The sequence below is a fragment of the Actinospica acidithermotolerans genome, from assembly GCF_018139625.1.
Lineage (GTDB): Bacteria > Actinomycetota > Actinomycetes > Streptomycetales > Catenulisporaceae > Actinospica > Actinospica acidithermotolerans.
Genome location: NZ_JAGSOH010000023.1, coordinates 45480 through 66023 on the forward strand (window position 1 = coordinate 45480; position 20544 = coordinate 66023).

Consider the following 20544-nt stretch of genomic DNA (forward strand, 5'->3'; position numbering starts at 1 on the left):
ATCCGGCCGCGCCCTGAGACGACGGACGGGGCGGTTCCTTTCGGGACCGCCCCGTCTTCGCGTCTGCCGCCTGGCCGCTCACGCGGCCGTGTTGACCGTCCCGGCCGCAGCGGCGGCCCTGCTGGTGACCGTGATCGTCGCCGAGCCGATGACCCGGGTGCCGTCGTAGAGCACCGCGGTCTGCCCGGGAGCGATGCCGCGCACCGACTCGGCGAACGCGAGATTCACCGTTCCGGCGGATTCGTCGTACCGCGCCTCGGCCGGAACCGGGGAGCCGTGCGCCCGCAGCTGGACCGAGCAGGCGAAGGCCGCGCCGCCGACCGGTCCGCACCAGCGCACGTGCCCGGCCTCCAGGGCGTCCACCGACAGCTCCTCGGCCGTGCCCACGGTCACCGTGTTCGTCACCGGCGAGATGTCCAGCACGTAGCGCGGCCGTCCGTCGCCCGCCGGATCGCCGATCCGCAGGCCCTTGCGCTGCCCGATCGTGTACCCGTAGGCGCCCTGGTGCTCGCCGACCACGGTGCCCGAGCTGTCCACGATCTGACCGGGCGCGGTGCCGAGCCGGTCGGCCAGGAAGCGGCGGGTGTCCCCGTCCGCGATGAAGCACACGTCGTGCGAGTCGGGCTTGTCGGCCACGGCCAGCCCGAGCCGCTCGGCCTGCGCGCGCACGTCGGTCTTGAGCGAGTCGCCGAGCGGGAAGAGCGAGCTGGCCAGCTGCTCCGCGTCCAGCACCCCCAGCACGTACGACTGGTCCTTGGCCGGATCCGCCGCCCGGTGCAGCTCCCGCCCGCCGTCCGGCCCCTCCACGATCCGCGCGTAGTGCCCGGTGCACACGGCGTCGAACCCGAGGGCCCGCGCCTTGTCCAGCACCGCCGCGAACTTGATCTTCTCGTTGCACCGCAGGCACGGATTCGGCGTGCGCCCGGCCGCGTACTCGGCGACGAAGTCGTCCACCACGTCCGCGTGGAAGCGCTCGGCCATGTCCCACACGTAGAACGGGATCCCGATCACGTCCGCCGCCCGCCGCGCGTCCCGCGAGTCCTCGATCGTGCAGCACCCGCGCGCCCCGGTCCGGAACGACTGCGGATTGCGCGAGAGCGCCAGGTGCACCCCCGTCACCTCATGCCCCGCCGCCACGGCCCGGGCAGCCGCCACCGCCGAGTCGACTCCCCCGGACATCGCTGCTAGAACTCGCATACCTCCAGGGTACGCGAGCCGCGATACCGGTTTGTCGTACTAGCGGGCGGGGACGGTGAGCGGGATGTCGATCGGGAACGGCACCTCGGTGGTCAGCCGCCCGACGTGGGTCTGCGGCGCCTCGCCTTCGCCCGCTGCGACGCCTCAGCTCAGGCCGGCCGCGCGGGCCCGGGTCACCACCGCGGGCAGGGCCTCGAGGAGGGCGTCGACATCGGCGTCGGTGGAGGTGCGGCCCAGGGAGAAGCGCAGCGAGCCGCGCGCGAGGTCCTCGCCGGCGCCCATCGCGAGCAGGACGTGGCTGGGCTGGGCGATGCCGGCGGAGCAGGCGGAGCCGGTGGAGCAGGAGATGCCGCGGGCGTCGAGCAGCAGCAGCAGGGAGTCGCCCTCGCAGCCGGGGAAGCAGAAGTGGGCGATGCCGGGCAGGCGGTCGGGGACCGCGGGGGTGCCGGCGGCGCCCAGGGCGGCGCCCGGCCCGGCGCCGTCGATCGGGGGGCCGGAGAGGACGGCGTCGGGGACGGCGGCGAGGACGCCCGCGATCAGGCGGTCGCGCAGGGCGCTCAGCCGCTTGAACTCGGCGGCCCGGTCGGCCTTGGCGGCGGTGGCCGCGGCGGCGAAGCCGGCGATGGCCGGGGTGTCCAGGGTGCCGGAGCGCACGTCGCGCTCCTGGCCGCCGCCGTGCTGCAGCGCGGTGAGCCGGACCTCGCGGCCGAGCAGCAGCGCGCCCACGCCGATCGGGCCGCCGAGCTTGTGGCCGGTGATCGTCATCGCGTCCAGGCCGCTGGCGGTGAAGTCCACCGGCAGGTGGCCCGCCGCCTGGATCGCGTCGGAGTGCATCGGCACGTCGTACCGGTGCGCGATCGCGGCCAGCTCGGGCACCGGCAGGACCGTGCCCACCTCGTTGTTCGCCCACATGACCGTGACCAGCGCCACGGTCTCGGGCGACGGCGCGAGCGCAGCCTCAAGCGACTCCGGCCGGACCGAGCCGTCCGGCTCCACCGGCAGCCAGGTCAGCTCGGCGCCCTCGTGCTGCTCGAGCCAGAAGAGCGTGTCGAGCACGGCGTGGTGCTCGATCCGCGCGGCCACGATCCGCACCCGGCGCGGGTCCTGCTCGCGGCGGGCCCAGAACAGTCCCTTGACCGCGAGATTGTCCGCCTCGGTGCCGCCGCCGGTGAACACGACGTGGCTGGGCCGGGCGCCGAAGGCGGCGGCGACGGCCTCGCGCGACTCCTCGACGACGCGGCGGGCGGCGCGCCCGGGGCCGTGCAGCGAGTTCGCGTTGCCCACCAGGCCGAACTGCGCGCTCATCGCGGCGATGGCTTCGGGGTGCAGGGGCGTGGTCGCCGCGTGATCGAGGTAGGTCATGGCATGGTCGATTCTAGTGTGCCGCCGTGCCGACCTGGCCCGGCGTCCAGACTTGCCGGGAAACCGGAACGTCCCCCTGCCCACCAGGCTAGGGCGGGAGGGGGACGTATGCGGGCGTTCCGCGGGAACTCCGCGGACCGTACGCCGCTACTTGCGCTTGGCGATCTCCTCGGTGGCCTGCGGGACCACGGTGAACAGGTCGCCGACGACGCCGTAGTCGACGAGCTCGAAGATCGGCGCCTCCGGGTCCTTGTTGATGGCGACGATCGTCTTCGAGGTCTGCATGCCCGCGCGGTGCTGGATCGCGCCGGAGATGCCGGCGGCGACGTAGAGCTGCGGGGAGACGGTCTTGCCGGTCTGGCCGACCTGCGACTGGTGCGGGTACCAGCCGGAGTCCACCGCGGCGCGCGAGGCGCCGACGGCCGCGCCGAGCTGGTCGGCGAGCGCCTCGATCACCGAGAACTTCTCCGCGGAGCCGACGCCGCGGCCGCCGGAGACCACGATCGCGGCCTCGGTCAGCTCGGGGCGGTCGCCCTTGGGCACGGCCACCTTCTCGACGATCCTGGCCAGCTTCGCCGACTCGGTCAGCTCCACGGCGGCGTCGACGCGCTCGGCGGCGGCGGCCTCGGGGACCGGCGCGGTGGCGTTGGGCCGCATGGCCACGATCGGGGTGCCGACGGTGACCGCGGAGTGCACGATCGAGGAGCCGCCGAAGATGGACTGCTCGGCCACGAACGTGCCGCCGTCGAGCTTCAGGTCCACCGCGTCGGTCAGGATGCCGGAGCCGGTCTTGATCGCCAGCCGGCCGGCGATCTCCTTGCCCTCGGCGGTCGCGGCCACCAGCACGGCGGCGGGCGACGCGTCGGCGACCAGCTTGGCCAGCAGCTCGGCCTTGGGGGCGACGACGTAGCCGGTCAGCTCGGCGGCGTCGGCGACGTACACCTTCGCGGCGCCGTACTCGCCGAGCTTGTCCTTGGCCTTCTCGAAGCCGGCGCCGACGAACACCGCGCTCGGCGTGCCGAGCTCGCGGGCCTTGGTCAGCAGCTCGAGGGTGACCTTCTTTACGTCGCCGTCGGTGTGCTCGACCAGGACGAGAATTTCAGACATGTGAATCAAAACCTTCCCGGACCGGCCGCTTCAGACGAACTTCTTGGACGCGAGGAACCCGACCAGCTCGGAGCCGCCGTTGCCCTCGTCGGTGACGATGGTCCCCTTCGCGCGCGGCGGGGCCACGGTCGCGTCGAGCACCTTGGAGCGGGAGCCGGCCCAGCCGACGCTCCCGGCGTCCAGGCCGAGGCCGGCCAGGTCGAGCGCCTCCACCGGCTTCTTCTTCGCCGCCATGATGCCCTTGAAGGAGGGGTAGCGCGGCTCGTTGATCTTCTCGACCACGGAGACGACGGCGGGCAGCGCGGCCTCGACCACGTCGTGGCCGTAGTCGGTGAGCCGGTTGACGCGGATGGCGGAGCCGTCCACCTCGACCTTGGAGGCGAAGGTCAGCTGCGGCAGGCCGAGCCGCTCGGCGAGCAGCGCCGGGACCAGCGAGGTGCGCGCGTCGGAGGCCTCGGAGCCGAGGATGACCAGGTCGTACTCGAGGGTGCCGAGCACCTTCGCGAGCGCCTCGGAGGTGGCCAGCGCGTCCGAGCCGGCCAGCGCCGGGTCGGACAGGAAGACGGCCTTGTCGGCGCCCATCTGCAGCGCCTTCTTGTACGCGTCGGTGGCGTCGTCCGGGCCCATGGAGACGACCGTGACCTCGCCGCCGTGCTTCTCGACGAGCTGCAGCGCCTCTTCGACCGCGAACTCGTCCATCTCGTTGATCAGCCCGTCGACCGCACCGCGGTCCACGGCCAGGGTGTCCGGGTCCAGCCGCTTGTCCGCGGCGGTGTCCGGCACCTGCTTCACCAGGACGACGATTTTCATGCGCGAAAGCCTCCGTGGGGGACGAACTCTTCTTCCGACATCGTAATGGGAATCGCCGACAGAACTACCGTTCAGTAACGTGAGCTACGCCACATCGGGAACGCCTGTCGAACCTGAATCACCACTGCCTGTTATCAGATGGTTATCATGCCGCCGGGGTACCCGTGCCGCACCGGGCGTAGCGTACTGAGGCCATGTCACCTCGGGGGAGGGCACGCCTCCCGCGCGTGAAGAGAATCGAGTCCTGATCCACAAATGAATGAGAGCGTTAACCCGTCCGGGGAGGGGTCCGAGGGCGCGCAGCCGCCGGACGCGGGATTGACCGTCGACGAGAAGTTCGCCCGGCTCGCCGCCGAGGTCGACGGCTCGCGGGTCGAGGGGCCGGCGGCCAAGGAGGAGTCCGCCCGCACCCGCGAGCTGCGCGCGAAGTGGGCGGAGAATCCCCCCGAGCCGCAGCCGTGGCGCTCGGACGGGCCGCGGCTGACGCCCTATCCGGCACCGGAGTACGACGCCTGGGCCAAGCCGAAGAAGACCACGCGCGACCGGGCCCGCGGCTCGGCGAAGGCCCTCGTCGGGCTGCTGCTCGTCGGGATCATCGCCTACGGGTTCTGGCCGCGCCACCACTCCCCCGCCCAGTTGAACGCGAGCCCCGCCGGCACCGCGGAGCCGTGGACGACGGCTCCGGCCACGGCTTCGGTGAACGCCGCCGCGCCGGCCACCTCGGCCAGCCCGACCTTCACCAACCCGGACGACCAGTACTTCGTCGGCAGCCCGGCGCTGAGCTGGGCGGACAACGAGGCCGGATTCGTCATCCCCAAGATCTCCTCGCTCAACGGCGTCAGCCGCAGCGAGATCACCGACGGCTACCAGGAGCTCGAGAAGCTCATGGAGGCGGGCAACCTCGACGCGACCGTCCTGAACGGCGGCTCGGTCAGCGACTTCACGAACCTCACCGACCCGGGAAGCGGGGCGAAGTCCGATCTGGAGTCCTACATCGCCCATCCGAGCTACGCCCACGACCCGCTGATGCTGGTCACGCGGTTCAACCCGGCGACGACCCGGCTGCTCGGCCACACGGTCAAGGTGGACGGCTCGATGTCGGCGACGGCGGGAACGCACTACCACACCGTGATCCTGACGGCGGATTACGTCTTCGCGTACGCCGTCGGACCGGTTTCCGGCGCGACGGACGAGGACACCCGCTCGACCGTGCACCGCACGTTCAAGATCGAGGTCGTCGACCCGAACTACTACAACGCCGTCGCCGGCAAGGCGTGGGTCTACAACTACGCCGTCTCCGAGGGGAACGACGAGTGCTACACGTATAACGGCTACATCAACCCGGTCTTCGACGGCGGCGGCAGCACGCCGAACTCGACCGCCACGATGAACCCGTACGCGACCGGCGACCAGCTCACCGCCTCCGCGGGGCCGAGCAGCACGTCGACGCAGGAGGAGTGCATGTCGGGCACCACCTGACAGGCCGGGCGGCCGCGCTCGACGGCACGCCGGGAGCACTGTTCACCCGGCGCACGCGTTACATCACGTAATGTGCTCGGCATGACGACGAGCCCGGCCGCGCCCGATCCCGCGCCCGACCCGGAGTACTGCGGGGCCTTCCCCGGACTGAGCGCGGCAGGCACCCGCGTGCCGTGCGTCCCGGGCGAGTGCCCGACCGAGCCGATCTGCCGCGCCCTCAAGCGGCTCGACCGCGAGGCGGGCCTGGCCCGCGCGGAACGGAACAGGGCCCTGCTTCCTTCGAAGCAGGGCCCTGTCGCCGTTTCGGAGCGGCGCTGATCTGATCCGGAACTAGTCCGGGAAGTGGCACGCCACCTTGTGCTCGACGCCGGTCGGGCGCACGCCGCCGATCTGCATCAGCGGCGGCTCCTGCGCGGCGCAGATGTCCTGCGCCTTCCAGCAGCGGGTGCGGAAGCGGCAGCCGGACGGCGGGTTCAGCGGCGAGGGCACGTCGCCCTGCAGCAGGATCCGCTCGCGGCTGGCCTCCTCGCCCTTGCGGTCCGGGTCCGGGAGCGGGACCGCGGACAGCAGCGCCTGGGTGTACGGGTGCCGGGGCGTGCCGTACAGGTCGTCGCGCGGGGCGATCTCCATGATCTTGCCGAGGTACATGACCGCGACCCGGTCGGAGATGTGCCGGACGACGGACAGGTCGTGCGCGATGAAGACGTACGCCAGGCCGAGCTCGGCCTGGATGTCCTCGAACAGGTTCACGACCTGCGCCTGGATCGAGACGTCGAGCGCCGAGACCGGCTCGTCCGCGACCAGCAGCTTCGGCTTGAGCGCGAGCGCGCGGGCGATGCCGATGCGCTGGCGCTGGCCGCCGGAGAACTCGTGCGGGTACCGGTTGTAGTGCTCCGGCGAGAGGCCCACCAGCGAGAGCAGGTCCTGCACGGCCTTCTTCCGGCCGCCGGGCGGCTCGACGCCCTGGATCGCGAACGGCGCGCCCACGATGGTGCCGATGGTGTGCCGCGGGTTCAGCGAGGACTGCGGGTCCTGGAACACCATCTGGATGTCCCGGCGCAGCGGACGCAGCTGGCCCTGGCTCATGTGGGTGATGTCCCGGCCTTCGAAGACGATCGAGCCGCCGGTGGGCTCGCCGAGCCGGGTCAGCATCCGCCCGGTGGTCGACTTGCCGCAGCCGGACTCGCCGACCAGGCCGAGGGTCTCGCCCGGATGGACCGTCAGGTCCACGCCGTCGACCGCCTTGACGGTACCCACGGTCCGGTGCAGCACGCCACGCCGCACTGGGAAGTGCATCTGCAGGCCGGAGACGGACATCAAGGGTTCAGTCCCGCTCGCGGCAGTGCCGACCGACGTCGTGGAAATCGCCTCGGATCGGTAGTCTTCGATGCTCACAGGTGGTTCCTGATCTCTTCGGTGAACGTCGTCCGGCGGGTCTCGACCGGCAGATGGCAGCGCACCAGGTGCTTTGCCGCCCCGTCGGTCGGCTCCAGCTCGGGCACGACGGTGGTGCACGCCGTACCGCACGCCTCCTTGTATGCGCAGCGCGGGTTGAAGGCGCAGCCGGAGGGCAGGTTGATCAGCGAGGGCGGGTTGCCCGGGATCGGCAGCAGCCGGTCCTGGACCGGCCGGTCGAGTCGCGGCATCGAGCCGAGCAGGCCCCAGGCGTAAGGGTGCTCCGGCTCGGTGAACACGGACTTGGCCGGTCCGTATTCGACCGCCTTGCCGCCGTACATCACCATGATGTCGTCCGCGAGCTCGGCGACCACGCCGAGGTCGTGGGTGATGATGATCAGCGCGGAGTTGAACTCCTTCTGCAGATCACGCATCAGGTCGAGGATCTGCGCCTGCACGGTCACATCGAGCGCCGTGGTCGGCTCGTCGGCGATCAGCAGCTCCGGGTTGCACACCAGCGCCATCGCGATCATCGCGCGCTGCCTCATACCACCGGAGAACTGGTGCGGGTAGTCGTCCACCCGCGAGTCCGGCTGCGGAATGCCCACCCGGTCGAGCAGCTCGATAGCGCGCTTGCGGGCCTGCGCCTTCGAGACCTCGTTGTGCACCCGGTACGCCTCGGCGATCTGCGCGCCGACCGAGTAGTACGGGTGCATGGCGGAGAGCGGATCCTGGAAGATCATCGCCATCTTCTGGCCGCGCAGCGCCCGCAGCTGCTCGGGCGTGGCGGAGACGAGCTCCTGGCCGTCCAGCCAGATCTCGCCGCTCAGAATCGCGCCGCCCTTGCCCTTGCGGTCGGCCCGCGGATGCAGCCCGAGCAGCGACATCGAGGTGACGGACTTGCCGGAGCCCGACTCGCCGACGATACCGAGCGTGCGCCCGCGTTCGAGCTGGAAGGAGAGCCCGTCCACCGACTTCACCAGGCCGTCCTCGGTGCCGAAGTGGACCCGCAGGTCGCGCACATCGAGGAACGCCCGGTCTGACGTGCCGCCCGGCGGCACGGAGAGGGTGTGGACTTCGGTTTCTCTACTCATGGAATGGGCTCCCGCGATGGTGGACCGTTCGGTGCGTCGTTCGTTCGCGGCGGCGCCGCCGACGTGCCGCCCGGTCACGCCAGCCTCACCCGAGGATCGAGGGCGGCGTACGCGACGTCGACCACCAGGTTCGCCAGGATGACGAAGAGGGCGGCGAACAGCGTGACACCCATGATCATCGGGAAGTCCTGGCTGGCGATGGAGTTGATGGCCAGCGCGCCGACGCCGTGCATCGAGAAGGCCTGCTCGGCCAGGACCGCGCCGCCGAGCAGCGCGCCGAAGTCCATCCCGAAGATGGTGACGATCGGGGTCACCGCGGCGCGCAGCGCGTGCTTGCCGATGACGCGGTGTTCCGGCAGGCCCTTGGCTCGCGCGGTACGTGTGAAGTCCTCGCTCATCGCGTCGAGCATGCCCGCTCGGGTCAGCCGGGTATAGAGCGCGGCGTATCCGAAGGCGAGACAGGTCCACGGCAGGATCATGTTCTCCGCCCAGGACGCCGGATTCGTGGTGAATCCGACGTATGTCGGCGACGGGAGCAGGCTCCAGTTGTAACAGAGGACGAGCATAGCGAGCGGGGCGATGAAGTACACCGGCAGCGAGACGCCGAGCAGCGAGATGAACATCGAGGCGCGGTCCCAGACCGAGCCCTTGAAAACCGCGGACACCACGCCGGAGGCCACACCGAAGATCAGCCACAGTACGCCGGCGCCGAGTGCGATGGACAGGGTGACCGGGAAGACGCTCAGAACGGTCGGCCACACCTCCTGGTAGGTACGGAAGGAGTAGCCGAAGCAGGGGGCGCTGCAGTGCAGGTACGTCGTGCCGTCGAAGTACGTCGTCCCGACGAACATCGCCTTCAGATAGTCGAAGTAGTGCGGGAGGAACGCCTGGTTGAAGCCGAGCCTGGTCTCGACGATCTGCAGCTCCGCTGGCGTGGTACCCCGACCCACGTAGGCGCGCGCCATCTGCTCGGGCGTCTGGCCGGCCCACTGCGGCACGACGAAGAAGATGACAAATGTGATGAAGCTGACCACGATCAGCAGGCCGATGGCGGCCACTAGGCGCCGAGCGATGAAAGTGAGCATTGGTGTTGCGGCGCCGACTCCGGCCGGTCCTGATCTGGTGGACCGGGACCGACCGGAGTCTTTCCGCCTTCACCTACCTTCGTGAAGGGTAGCGGAGCGGTCGGGACTTACTTGTTGGACGTGCCGATGATCGAGTAGTCGTACATGCCGTACGCCTCACTCACCGTCACGTTCGTCGTCGACGACGGGCGGTACAGGAGCGTCGACTGGTAGAGCAGCGGCACGATCACGGCCTGGGACATCGCGTAGGCGTCGGCCTGGGCGTAGTACGACTGGGTCTGCGCCGGGGTCGAGGCGGCGAGCGCGTTGTTCACCAGCGAGTCGAACTTGCTGTCGTTCCAGTACGACAGGTTGTACGAGCCGCCGGCCTTGTTGATGCCGTCACTGGTCAGGATCTCGTCCATGTATCCGTAACCGGTCGGGAAGTCCGCGCCCCAGGCCCAGAGCGAGAGGCCGATCCGGTTCGAGTCGGCGTAGCTGGGCAGACCCGCGTAGGAGTTCCAGAACGAGCCGTCACCGTAGCTGTACTGCGCGATCGAGACCTTGAAGCCGACCTTGTCCAGGTTCTGCTGGATGACGTCGGCGGCCGCGATCATCTTCGGGTTGTCCGAGGTCTTGTACGTGGCCAGGGTGAAGGACGGGTTGAAGGAGGCACCCTCGGCCGTCTTGCACTGGTCGAACAGCGAGGTGGCCTTGCCGATGTCACCCTCGTTGCCACCGGTGGCGTACTGGGTGGAGGCGGCGTAGCCGGTGTTCGTGGTCGGCAGGACCGTGTTGGCGACGGCGCCACCGGCGATCGAACCACCGGACACGTCCTGCACCTGCGCCTTGTTGACCGCGTACTCGATGGCCTGTCGGCAGTAGACGTTGTCCAGCGGCGCGACCTGGGTGTTCACCGACATGAAGGTCTCGAAGCCGTCGACGTCGACGTCCGCATTGGCCTTGTCCGTCGGGTTGGCCAGCACGATCGACTGCGTTCCGGTGCCGACGCCGATGCCGCGCACGTCGAGGTTGGAGCTGCCGTTGAGCAGGTTCTGGTCGACGGTCGTGGTGTTCACGTCCAGCGCGACGGTGACCTTGCTCGCGTAGCGCTTGTGCACGCCGTTCGGGTCCGAAGAGGAGTCGAACGCGGTGTTCGGCACGAGCGTCAGCTGCGAGTTCGGCGTGTACGAGGAGACCATGTACTGACCGGAGAAGGAGTCCTTCGCGACGTCGGTCGAGTACTGCGCGCCCGGGTCGTGCGACGACTCGACCGGAGCGGTCTGCAGCAGGGTCATCAGGTAGTTGAAGTCCGCGAAGGGCTTCGTCAGGTTGAACGTGATCGTCGTCGCGTTCGGCGTCGAGATGCCGGAGACCTGGCCGCTCGGGTCCTTGTACGGGCCCTTGTAGCTGTTGGTGTTCTGGATCAGGCTCGCGAAGTACGACGGCCCGCCGTGGATGGCGCCGGACGCGTCGAAGTTCGAGCGCTCGATCGCGTAGGCGACGTCCTTCGTGGTGATCGTGTCGCCGTCGGAGAACTTGGCGTTCGGGACGATCGTGTAGGTCCAGGTCTTGTTGTTGTTACTGGCCTTGAAGCTCGTGACCAGGTCGCCCTGCAGCTGGAGGCCGGTCTTGCCGGGCTCCTGCTTGAAGGTCATCATGGTCCGGTCGAACAGGCGGTACAGGTCCCAGCTGGCCGCCTCGTACGTGATGCCGCCGTCGAGGCTGTCGAAGCCGGAGGAGTCCTCCAGCTTGAGGGTGCCGCCGACCGCGCTGGACTGGTTCACGATGCTCGTGAGCGCGGCGTTGTATCCACTCGAGCCGCCTGAGGCCGAACCGCCCGAATGACTCCCACAGGCGGCGGCGGTGAGCGCGACGGCGGAGGCCGCGGCCGTGAGCGCGACTACTCGCTTCTTACGCATGAGGTTTACTGACCTATCCTTAGCAGTTGTAGTGCCTTGACACGATCGGCGCCGCGCGTGTTGCGGTCCGGGGGTGATGGTGCCGCCGGCGGAGCACCGGCTGGACTGTGGCCCGCCCGACGTCGTGCGGGCGGGCCGACCGTCAACGGGAGGCCTTCGGGTCGAGGGCATCCCGCAATCCGTCACCGAGGAGGTTGAACGCCAGCACGGTGAGGAAGATCGCGACTCCGGGGACGATGAGGAACTCAGGGTCCACCTGGAACAGGCCGTTGTTGACGGCCTGGTCGATCATTTGCCCCCAGGAGGGCGTCGGGTCCTTCATACCGACCCCGAGGAAGGACAGCGCGGCCTCGAACAGGATGTTCGTGGGGATCAGCAAGGTCGCGTAGATCAGGATGGGCGCCACCAGGTTCGGCAGGATCTCCTTGAACAGGATCCGCGAGGGCTTGGCGCCGAGGCTGCGCGCGGCGTCGATGAACTCGCGCTCCTTGAGGCCGATCACCTGGCCGCGGATGATACGGCCGATGTACGGCCAGGAGAAGAATCCGATGACGAAGACCAGCAGCACGAAGTGCAGCGAGTTGCCGTTGAGGCCGAAGGCGTTGGTACCGGAGAGCACGTCGCTGAGCGAGATGGCGAACAGCAGCACCGGGAAGGCGAGCATCACGTCCATGGTGCGGCTGATGACCGAGTCGATCCAGCCGCCGAAGTAGCCGGCCACCATGCCGAGGACCACACCGATCACGAGTGCGAGCAGCGTGGACAGGAAGGCGATGCCGAGCGAGACGCGCGCGCCGTAGGCGATCCGGCTGAAGAGGTCACGGCCCTCGGGGAGATCGATGCCGAGCCAGTGCTGCGAGCTGATGCCGCCCATGCCGCCGATCGGGATCTGCAGGTTGGGATCGATCAGGTTCGTGTTGATCCCGTTCTCGCTCGCTCCCTCGATCGAGGTCAGCAGCGGCGCGAAGATCGCGATGAGGATCAGCAGGATGACGATGATCCCACCGACGATCGCGAGCTTGTCCTTCCTGAGGCGGTTCCAGGCGATCCGGCCGAGAGAGCGGCCCTCGACCGCCGCCGTCGGCGCCCCCGTGGGGGTGTCGGCTATGGGCTCGGTCCCAGTGGACCCGCCCGGCTCCCAGGTCATCGTCATCGCATGGGTCCTGTCAATCTAGGTGGTGCGCTGAGCTCTGTGCTCTGAGGTAGCAGACTTCCCCAGGATTAAGCGCGGGCGGAAGACCCAAACAGACTCCGTTGTACAACCGTGATCACTCGGCCATCAAGCCGTTTCTCATCAGTTTCCGGTCTATACGGGGAGTAATGGATCAAATCCTCATGGGCTACGACCGAAACGCGCATTCCGGGCGCAACGCACCTGGCTCACTCAGCAGAAGACCGAGCCAGCCTAACGCATGCGTCCGAATGGCAAGACGGGGGTAGCGCCGAGCCCACCGTAACGGTGTTCGATGACCGCTCTGTTGCGGGCATCTACCTCGACAGGGCGACGGAGAGGCTACCGTCCGTGAAAAGGGCCTGCTCGCCACGCCTAGCGCGAACAGGCCGGATACTCACAGCATTGAGCTGATTACGTCGCGTTCCACAGCTCGTGGTCGGCCCGGAGCAGCAGCAGCGAGCGCGGGGCCAGCACGATCGGGGCGCCGGCGCCGAGCACGTCATCGTCCTTCGCTCCGGGGTCCGCGTCGAGCGTGGTGTCGATGACCACCTGGTACCAGCGCGCCCAGGGGTCACCCGGGAGGGTGAACTCCAGCTCCTCTGCCCCGGCGTGCAGCACGAGCAGGAAGCTGTCGTCGGTGATCCGCTCGCCGTGCGGGCCGCGGCCGCGGATGTCCTGGCCGGACAGGTACACACCGAGCACGCGGGCCGGGGCGAACCAGTCCGCGTCGGTCATCTCCTTGCCGTCCGGCCGAAACCAGGCGATGTCCTGCAGGCCCCCGGGGAACGCGGGCTGGCCGCTGAAGAACACGCGCTGCCGCAGCACGGGATGCTGCCTGCGCAGGTGGATCAGGCGCCGGGTCAGATCGAGCAGGCTGCGCCACTCGGGATGCTTCAGCAGCGACCAGTCGACCCAGCTGGTCTCGTTGTCCAGGCAGTACGCGTTGTTGTCGCCGCCCTGGGTGCGGCCCATCTCGTCGCCCGAGGTCAGCATCGGCACACCGGTGGCCAGCAGCATCATGCCGAGCAGGTTGCGGATCTGCCGGCGGCGCACCAGGTTCAACTGCTCGTCCTCGCTCTCCCCCTCGGCTCCGTAGTTGCAGGACCGGTTGTCGTTGCTGCCGTCGCGGTTGTCCTCGCCGTGCGCCTCGTTGTGCTTCTGCTCGTAGGTCACCAGATCGCGCATGGTGAAGCCGTCGTGCGCGGTGATGAAGTTGATCGAGGCGTAGGGGCGCCGGCCGTCGTCCTGGTAGAGGTCGGAGGAGCCGGAGAGCCGGTAGGCCAGGTCGCGCACGTCGGTCCTGGCGCCGCGCCAGAAGTCGCGCGCGGTGTCGCGGAACTTGTCGTTCCACTCCGTCCACAGCGGGGGGAACTCGCCGACCTGGTAGCCGCCCTGGCCGACGTCCCAGGGCTCGGCGATCAGCTTCACGTCCTGCAGCACCGGATCCTGGGAGATGACGGTGAGGAAGGAGCCGAGCTTGTCCACGTCGTGCATCGAGCGGGCGAGCGCCGAGGCGAGGTCGAAGCGGAAGCCGTCCACGCCCATCCGGGTGGCCCAGTAGCGCAGCGAGTCGGTGATCAGCTGGATCACGTGCGGCTGGGTGACGTTCAGGGTGTTGCCGCAGCCGGTGTAGTCCTGGTACGTCGAGGGATCCTCGCCGAGCCGGTAATAGCAGTCGTTGTCGATGCCCCGGAAGGAGAGCATCGGCCCGTTCTCGCCGCCCTCGGCGGTGTGGTTGTAGACGACGTCGAGGATGACCTCGATGCCTGCCTTGTGCAGCGCGCCGACCATCTCCTGGAACTCGCGCACCTGTCCGCCGCGCCGCCCCCGGCGTACCGCCGCGCTGTAGCCGGCGTGCGGGGCGAAGTAGCCGATGGAGTTGTAACCCCAGTAGTTCACGAGCCCGCGCTCGAGCAGGTGCGGCTCGGAGACGAAGTGGTGTACCGGCAGCAGTTCGACCGCTGTGATGCCGAGGTTGACGAAATGGTCGATTATGGCCGGATGCGCCAGCCCCGCGTAGGTGCCGCGCAGGTCCTCCGGCACGCCGGGGTGACGCATCGTCAGACCGCGCACGTGCGCCTCGTAGATGACCGTCTCCGACCACGACGTGGCCGGCCGCGGTCCCGTGTCGGCGGTGTCGCGCTCGTCGACGATCACGCCCTTGGGCACGAACGGCGCCGAGTCGCCGGGGTTGTGGCCGTAGACGGCGTCATCGAGCTCGAACTCGCCCGTCAGTGCGCGGGCGTACGGATCGAGCAGCAGCTTCTCCGGGTTCCAGCGGTGGCCCTGCTCGGGTTCCCAGGGCCCGTACACCCGGAAGCCGTAGCGCATGCCCGGTTCGACGCCGGGCAGGTAGCCGTGCCAGACGTGGAAGGTCGACTCGCTGAGCGGCACCCGGTGCTCGGCGCCGTCCTCATCGAAAAGGCACAGGTCCACGCCGGTCGCCCCGGCCGCCCACACGGCCGCGTTCACCCCCTGGCCGTCGAAGCTGAGACCCAGCGGACGCCAGGACCCGGGCCAGGCTCGCGACCCGGTTCGAGCCATGAAAATGCACACTCCCTACGTTCGCCTGAGACGCCCCATGCAATACCCTGGGCAGCGGGAGATAACCGCAGTTCCTGCTGAAGCGACCCGGAGGCAGCATGGCGCAGACCTGGGAGGGTGGGCTACCCGAGGCGGCGCGCGCCCGGATGCACGAGATCCAGGGCTCGTCGACCTGGGGCTCGGCGCTCAGCACGCAGGAGTTCAACGCGATCAAGGGCGTGGGCTTCGACCCGGTCGGCCAGGTTCTGGGCACCGCCGTCTACCAGATCGGCTATCAGGGTGGTTACGGTTGCTCCGGCGCCTGGAGCGGCTACCTCGGCCAGAACATGTCGACCGACGTCTCCTCCCGCGCGTGGGCCCCGTTCAGCGCCCTGGTCCAGGCCATGTACACCGCCCGGCAGACGGCCCTGTCCCGGGCGGTGGCCGAGTGCACGGCCCTCGGCGGGGACGGGATCGTCGGCGCCTCCCTCAAGGTGCGCCGCTTCGTCACCGGCGGTCTCGAGTTCACCGCGCTCGGCACGGCCGTGCGGGCGCGCGGCGGCGTCCGCCCGAAGCGGCCGTTCACCTCGCACGTGACCGGGCAGGAGTTCGCCAAGCTGGTGCACGCGGGCTACGTGCCGACCGGCCTGGTCCTCGGCATCTCCATCGCCTCCCGGCACGACGACTACCGCACCCGCGCGGCGCTCAGCCGCTGGGCCGGGAACCAGGAGGTGCCCGGCTACACGCAGCTGATCAACAACGCCCGGCACGACGCGCGCAACCAGCTGATGAAGGACGCGCGCCAGCACGGCGGCGACGGGGTCGTCGTGGACGAGATCGACCTGCGCATCGGGGAGCGCGAGTGCCCGGCCTACCAGGGCGGGCGCGACCACATCGCCGAGGCCTTCCTGCTCGGCACCTCCGTGGCCCGATTCGAGCGCTCGCGGCGCGACCCGGCGCCCAAGGCACTCACCATCATGCGTCTCGACTACCAGAAGACGGATTTGTAGATGAGCGACGAGACCACCGCGAAGGCCCTGCACGACGAGGGCGTGCCGGAGGACGCGATGCGCCGGCTCGCGCACCTGCAGCCGGGCAAGGGCGGGATCTTCACCTCCGACCTGACGGTCAACGAGTTCCTGCTGGTGCGCGAGGCCGGCTTCCGGCCGCTCGGGCTGGTGCTCGGCTCGAGCATCTACCACGTGGGCATCCAGCTCGGCCGCTGGTCGAAGAACCAGGAGATGGACGTCCTCTCGCAGGCGATGTACCACGCCCGCGAGCTGGCGATGAGCCGGATGGAGGCCGAGGCGAGCGCGCTCGGCGCCGACGGCATCGTGGGCGTGCGGCTGGACGTGGAGTTCAAGGAGTTCGGCGCGGACATCGCCGAGTTCATCGCCGTCGGCACGGCGGTGAAGGCCGAGGAGGGCGTCGACCACGGCGACCACGCGCACGGCTGGCGCAACAACAAGGGCAAGCCCTTCACCTCGGACCTGAGCGGCCAGGACTTCTGGACGCTGATCCGAGCCGGCTACGCGCCGCTCGACCTGGTCATGGGCTCGTGCGTCTACCACATCGCGCACCAGCGCTTCGGCCAGGTGCTCGGCAACATGGGCCGCAACGTCGAGATCCCGCAGTACACCCAGGCGCTCTACGACGCCCGCGAGCTGGCGATGAGCCGGATGCAGGCGGAGGCCGAGGCGCTGCACGCCGAGGGCATCGTCGGCGTGCAGCTGAAGCAGCACTCGCACACCTGGGGCGGCCACACCACCGAGTTCTTCGCGATCGGCACCGCGGTGCGCCCGCTGCGCGCCGACCACGTGATCGACCGGCCCACCATGGTGCTGTCGCTCGACAACTGAGAACATGGTCGACATGGGTGGAGAGATGGAGCCGGCGGGCTCCAGCAGCATGGATGTCGAGCTCCTGGCCGCCGCGCTGCGCCAGGACAGCGCCGACCTCGACGTGTACGCCAAGGTGCTGTCCGTGAACCTGGTCGAGTCGCTGCCGCAGGGCGCGGTCCAGGTCGAGCGCAAGCGCAGCATGTCGGACCGGATGGCCGGCCGCGAGGGCACGGTCACCGGCCTGGACGTGGCGCTGGGCGACGTGCGCCTCGGACTGCGGATGGACCGCGGCCGCCCGGTCGGCGAGATCTGCAAGGAGGTGCGCGGGGTGGTGCTCTCCCGCCGGCAGGTCGGCATCGACGAGTGGATCGCCGCCCTCGCCCAGGGCATCGCCGACACCGCCGCATCCAGCGCCCGCGCACGCGAGGCGCTGCAGCGGTACCTGGGCGCTTAAGACCTGGTAAGACCTAGTTTCCGCGCCTGCGACGCGGCGCCGCCGATCGAGGCGGAACCGTGCGCATGTGATCGCGGACCCGGCCGAGGACGTCACCGAGCGCGGTGACGTCCTCGTCGTTCAAGGGCGTGAAGAACAGCCCCCGCACCACCTCGACGTGGCCGGCCATCACCCGCTCCAGCAGCTCGCGGCCCTGCGGCGTGAGCGCGACGATGACGCTGCGCTCGTCCTCCGGCGACGACTCCTTGGCCACCAGGCCCCGCTCGGCGAGCTGCGCCACCTGGTACGTCAGTCCGCTGCGGCTGTGGACGAGCCGGTCCGCCACGTCCGTCATCCGCTGCCGGCCCTCGGCGCTCTCCCCCACCACGGCCAGGATCTGGAACTGGATGTAGCTCAGCCCGCCCTCGTCGCGGAGCTGCTGCTCGACGGCGTGCTGGAGCAGGCTGCCCACCTCCATCACGGCGAAGTAGGCGGCGAGCTGCTCGGGGTCCAGGGGCGCGGGTTCGGGCATGCCGACCATTGTACTTGCTACGAATTCGAAGCAGGTGTAGCGTCGTCTTGTGCTTCGAATTCGAAGCAGGTGTAGCTAGAGTGAGCTGGAGGCTCCCCATGTCCACCATGAAGGCGATCCGTTTCCACGCGTACGGCGATTCCGAGGTGCTGCGCTACGAGGAGGCCGCGAAGCCCGGGCCGGCCGCGGGCGAAGTGCTCGTCGAGGTCGCGGCGACCTCGTTCAACCCGCTCGACGCCAAGATCCGCGCGGGCTACCTGAGCGGGATCTTCCCGATCGCGCTGCCGCACGTCCCGGGCCTCGACGTGGCCGGACGCGTCGCCGCGCTCGGCGAGGGCGCGACCCGCTGGCAGGTCGGCGACCGGGTGTTCGGCTTCGTGCCGATGCTCGGGGACGGCGCGGCGGCCGAGTTCGTCACGGTGCCGCAGGACGCGCTCGCCGCGGCGCCCGCGAGTATCCCACTGGCGGACGCCGCGGCGGTTCCGGCGGTCGGCCTGACGGCGTGGCAGGCGCTGTTCGAGCACGCCGGCCTCCAGGCGGGGCAACGGGTTCTGATCAACGGGGCGGGCGGCGGCGTCGGCGGATTCGCCGTGCAGCTGGCCAAGCGGGCGGGCGCCCACGTCATCGCGACGGCCAGCGCGCGCAGCGCCGACACGGTCCGCGCGCAGGGCGCCGACCAGGTCATCGACTACACCGTGACGAGCCCGGCCGATGCGGTCGCCGAGCCGGTCGACGCCGTGCTCAACCTGGTCGCCGCCTCGGAGGCCGACATCGCCGCGCTCACCGGGCTGATCCGCGACGGCGGCGTGATCGTCAGTACCGCCGCCCCCGCCGCGGGCGACCCGGACCGCGGCGTGCGCGGCGTGGACATGCAGATGCGCGCAGACGCCGACCAGCTCGCCGAGCTCGGGAAGCTCGTCGACGCCGGAGAACTCGGCATCGAGATCAGCGCTCGGTACCCGCTGGCGCAGGCCGCGGCCGTGCACGACCTCGACGCGAGCGGCGGCATCCGCGGAAAGGTGCTGCTCACGCCGTGAGCCCGCCACTTATGAGAGTTGACTTGCATGACGAGAAGGAACCGTACTATCCTCATGCGAGTCAGCTCTCATAAGCTCGCTGAAAAGGAATCTCCCATGACCTCCTCGAACATTCGTACGATAGAACTGCCCCACGGACTCCCGCTGACGATCCAGGAATCCGGCGAGAACACCGGGGACACGGCAGTCCTCGTGCTGCACGCCGGCTCCGGCCCGCGCACGATCACCGGCTTCTCGGCGGCGCTGTCGGAGCATGCGTACGTCATCACCCCGACCCATCCGGGCTTCGACGGGACGCCGCGACCGGACGGATTCGACTCCGTCGCCGACCTGGCCACGGCCTACCTCGACCTGCTCGACGCGCTGGACCTGAAGAGCGTCATGGTGATCGGCAACTCCGTCGGCGGCTGGATCGCCGCGGAGATGGCCCTGCGCGACAACCACGGCCGGGTCGGCGCCGTGGTGCTGATGAACGCCTGCGGCATCCACGCGGTCAGGCAGGAGAACCGGATCGTCGACGTGCGCACGATCAACCCGGCCGACATCGGCAAGCTCTCCTTCGCCAAGGAGGAGTTCCGCCCCGACTTCTCCACGTTCACCGAGGAGCAGCGCGCGGCCACCCTCGCCAACCAGCAGGCGCTGGCGGCGTACGGCGGCGAGCACTTCGTCTTCGACACGAAGCTGCGCGCCCGGCTGCACCGCGTCACGCTGCCCGTGCTCGTGATCTGGGGCGAGCAGGACGGCATCGCGCCGCTCGGCTACGGCCGCGGCTACGCGAAGGCGTTCCCCGCGGGGCGCTTCGCGCCGATCCCGAACGCCGGCCACTTCCCGCAGATCGAGGAGCCGGCCGCGACCCTCGGCGCCATCGCCGAGTTCGTCGACACCGTCGTGCGGCCCGGCGCGCGGGACCGGGCGGCATAGGATGCAGGCCGGACGAGGCGAGGACGAGGAGGCACCGATGGCCGGCCGGGTCAACCAGAAGCTGCGCACCCGCACCGCGATCGTGCGGGCGGCGGCCGAGCTGAGCCGCACCGGCCGCGAGGTGACGATGCCGGAGGTGGCCAAGGCGGCCCTGGTCTCGGAGGCGACGGCGTACCGCTACTTCCCCGACCTCGCGAGCCTGCTCGGCGAGGCGATCACCGGCCAGCTCCCGACCCCGGAGGAGGCGCTGGCCCCGGTCGCCGACTCCGCCGACCCCGTCGAGCGCGTAGCCGCCGCGACCGAGTTCCTGCTCCGCCACGTCCAGGCCCGCCAGGGCGTGGTCCGCGCCATGATCGCCGCCACCGTCGTCCGCCCGGCCGAGTCCGCCGCCCGCCCCGGCCTGCGCTTCGGCCTCATCGACCACGCCCTGGAGCCCGCCGCCGCCTCGGGCGGCGGCGACGCCTCCGCCGACCTCGCCCAGCTCAAGCGCGACCTCGCCGTGGTCGTCAGCGCGGAGGCCTACTTCAGCCTCACCGACCTCCATGGCATGGACCCCGAGTCCGCCATCGCCAGCCTCGTCAGCACGGCCACCGCCCTCACCCGCGCGAGACTGGCCGGCTGAGATAAGCGCCGGAGCCCGGCACCGTCACCGG

The 20544-nt window shown here is 69.8% G+C and carries 19 protein-coding genes; 8 read left to right on the forward strand and 11 right to left on the reverse strand.

The window, feature by feature from the left end; all coding sequences use genetic code 11:
- Positions 1–78: 78 nt before the first annotated feature.
- From mnmA to KDK95_RS10995, 4 genes are all read right to left on the reverse strand, one after another.
- Positions 79–1197, reverse strand: a complete 1119-nt coding sequence (gene mnmA, locus KDK95_RS10980) for a tRNA 2-thiouridine(34) synthase MnmA (protein ID WP_212517975.1) — start codon at positions 1195–1197, stop codon at positions 79–81.
- A gap of 144 nt (positions 1198–1341) precedes the next feature.
- Positions 1342–2559 (reverse strand): cysteine desulfurase family protein, encoded by a 1218-nt coding sequence (locus tag KDK95_RS10985; protein ID WP_212517976.1) that lies wholly within the window; start codon positions 2557–2559, stop codon positions 1342–1344.
- Positions 2560–2706: 147 nt separating this feature from the next.
- Positions 2707–3666 carry an electron transfer flavoprotein subunit alpha/FixB family protein gene (locus tag KDK95_RS10990; protein ID WP_212517977.1) on the reverse strand — a complete coding sequence of 320 codons (960 nt, stop codon included), beginning with the start codon at positions 3664–3666 and terminating at the stop codon, positions 2707–2709.
- A 30-nt stretch (positions 3667–3696) separates the two neighbouring features.
- Complete coding sequence (locus tag KDK95_RS10995) at positions 3697–4476, reverse strand: electron transfer flavoprotein subunit beta/FixA family protein (protein WP_212517978.1); 780 nt, start codon at positions 4474–4476, stop codon at positions 3697–3699.
- A 255-nt stretch (positions 4477–4731) separates the two neighbouring features.
- Here KDK95_RS10995 and KDK95_RS11000 point away from each other — a divergent pair, with 255 nt between their 5' ends.
- Entirely contained in the window at positions 4732–5955 is a 1224-nt protein-coding gene (locus tag KDK95_RS11000; RefSeq protein ID WP_212517979.1) for a hypothetical protein, read from the forward strand.
- Positions 5956–6036: 81 nt separating this feature from the next.
- Positions 6037–6273 (forward strand): hypothetical protein, encoded by a 237-nt coding sequence (locus tag KDK95_RS11005; RefSeq protein ID WP_212517980.1) that lies wholly within the window; start codon positions 6037–6039, stop codon positions 6271–6273.
- A 12-nt stretch (positions 6274–6285) separates the two neighbouring features.
- Here KDK95_RS11005 and KDK95_RS11010 read toward each other — a convergent pair whose 3' ends face one another.
- The 6 genes from KDK95_RS11010 to glgX form a co-directional block, all read right to left on the reverse strand.
- Entirely contained in the window at positions 6286–7272 is a 987-nt protein-coding gene (locus KDK95_RS11010) for an ABC transporter ATP-binding protein (RefSeq protein ID WP_212518000.1), read from the reverse strand.
- A gap of 74 nt (positions 7273–7346) precedes the next feature.
- The gene (locus KDK95_RS11015) at positions 7347–8444 is read right to left on the reverse strand and encodes an ABC transporter ATP-binding protein (protein WP_212517981.1); all 1098 of its coding nucleotides are present in this window, start codon (positions 8442–8444) and stop codon (positions 7347–7349) included.
- 74 nt (positions 8445–8518) lie between these two features.
- Positions 8519–9529: an ABC transporter permease gene (locus tag KDK95_RS11020; RefSeq protein WP_212517982.1), complete on the reverse strand. Its 1011-nt coding sequence runs from the start codon at positions 9527–9529 to the stop codon at positions 8519–8521.
- 107 nt (positions 9530–9636) lie between these two features.
- Positions 9637–11430: an ABC transporter substrate-binding protein gene (locus tag KDK95_RS11025; protein WP_212517983.1), complete on the reverse strand. Its 1794-nt coding sequence runs from the start codon at positions 11428–11430 to the stop codon at positions 9637–9639.
- A gap of 142 nt (positions 11431–11572) precedes the next feature.
- On the reverse strand, positions 11573–12583 hold the full coding sequence (locus KDK95_RS11030; protein WP_212517984.1) for an ABC transporter permease: 1011 nt from the start codon (positions 12581–12583) through the stop codon (positions 11573–11575).
- A 432-nt stretch (positions 12584–13015) separates the two neighbouring features.
- Entirely contained in the window at positions 13016–15148 is a 2133-nt protein-coding gene (glgX, locus tag KDK95_RS11035; protein WP_212517985.1) for a glycogen debranching protein GlgX, read from the reverse strand.
- Positions 15149–15246: 98 nt separating this feature from the next.
- Here glgX and KDK95_RS11040 point away from each other — a divergent pair, with 98 nt between their 5' ends.
- The 3 genes from KDK95_RS11040 to KDK95_RS11050 are packed head-to-tail and all read left to right on the forward strand — an operon-like array spanning position 15247 to position 17422.
- Positions 15247–16137: a heavy metal-binding domain-containing protein gene (locus tag KDK95_RS11040; RefSeq protein ID WP_212517986.1), complete on the forward strand. Its 891-nt coding sequence runs from the start codon at positions 15247–15249 to the stop codon at positions 16135–16137.
- A gap of 57 nt (positions 16138–16194) precedes the next feature.
- Entirely contained in the window at positions 16195–16986 is a 792-nt protein-coding gene (locus KDK95_RS11045; RefSeq protein ID WP_443612918.1) for a heavy metal-binding domain-containing protein, read from the forward strand.
- 13 nt (positions 16987–16999) lie between these two features.
- Positions 17000–17422 (forward strand): hypothetical protein, encoded by a 423-nt coding sequence (locus KDK95_RS11050; RefSeq protein WP_249160892.1) that lies wholly within the window; start codon positions 17000–17002, stop codon positions 17420–17422.
- 13 nt (positions 17423–17435) lie between these two features.
- On the opposite strand, the gene KDK95_RS11055 is transcribed toward KDK95_RS11050, so the two are convergent.
- Entirely contained in the window at positions 17436–17933 is a 498-nt protein-coding gene (locus KDK95_RS11055; protein WP_212517989.1) for a MarR family winged helix-turn-helix transcriptional regulator, read from the reverse strand.
- A 107-nt stretch (positions 17934–18040) separates the two neighbouring features.
- Between KDK95_RS11055 and KDK95_RS11060 the strand changes: the two genes are divergently transcribed.
- From KDK95_RS11060 to KDK95_RS11070, 3 genes are all read left to right on the forward strand, one after another.
- A complete protein-coding gene (locus tag KDK95_RS11060) occupies positions 18041–18970 on the forward strand; it encodes an NADP-dependent oxidoreductase (RefSeq protein ID WP_212518001.1) in 930 nt (309 codons plus the stop codon).
- 96 nt (positions 18971–19066) lie between these two features.
- Entirely contained in the window at positions 19067–19891 is an 825-nt protein-coding gene (locus KDK95_RS11065; RefSeq protein WP_212517990.1) for an alpha/beta fold hydrolase, read from the forward strand.
- Between the two features lie 37 nt (positions 19892–19928).
- Positions 19929–20513, forward strand: coding sequence for a TetR/AcrR family transcriptional regulator (locus tag KDK95_RS11070; RefSeq protein ID WP_249160897.1), 585 nt, complete (start codon positions 19929–19931; stop codon positions 20511–20513).
- The last annotated feature ends 31 nt before the right edge of the window (positions 20514–20544 follow it).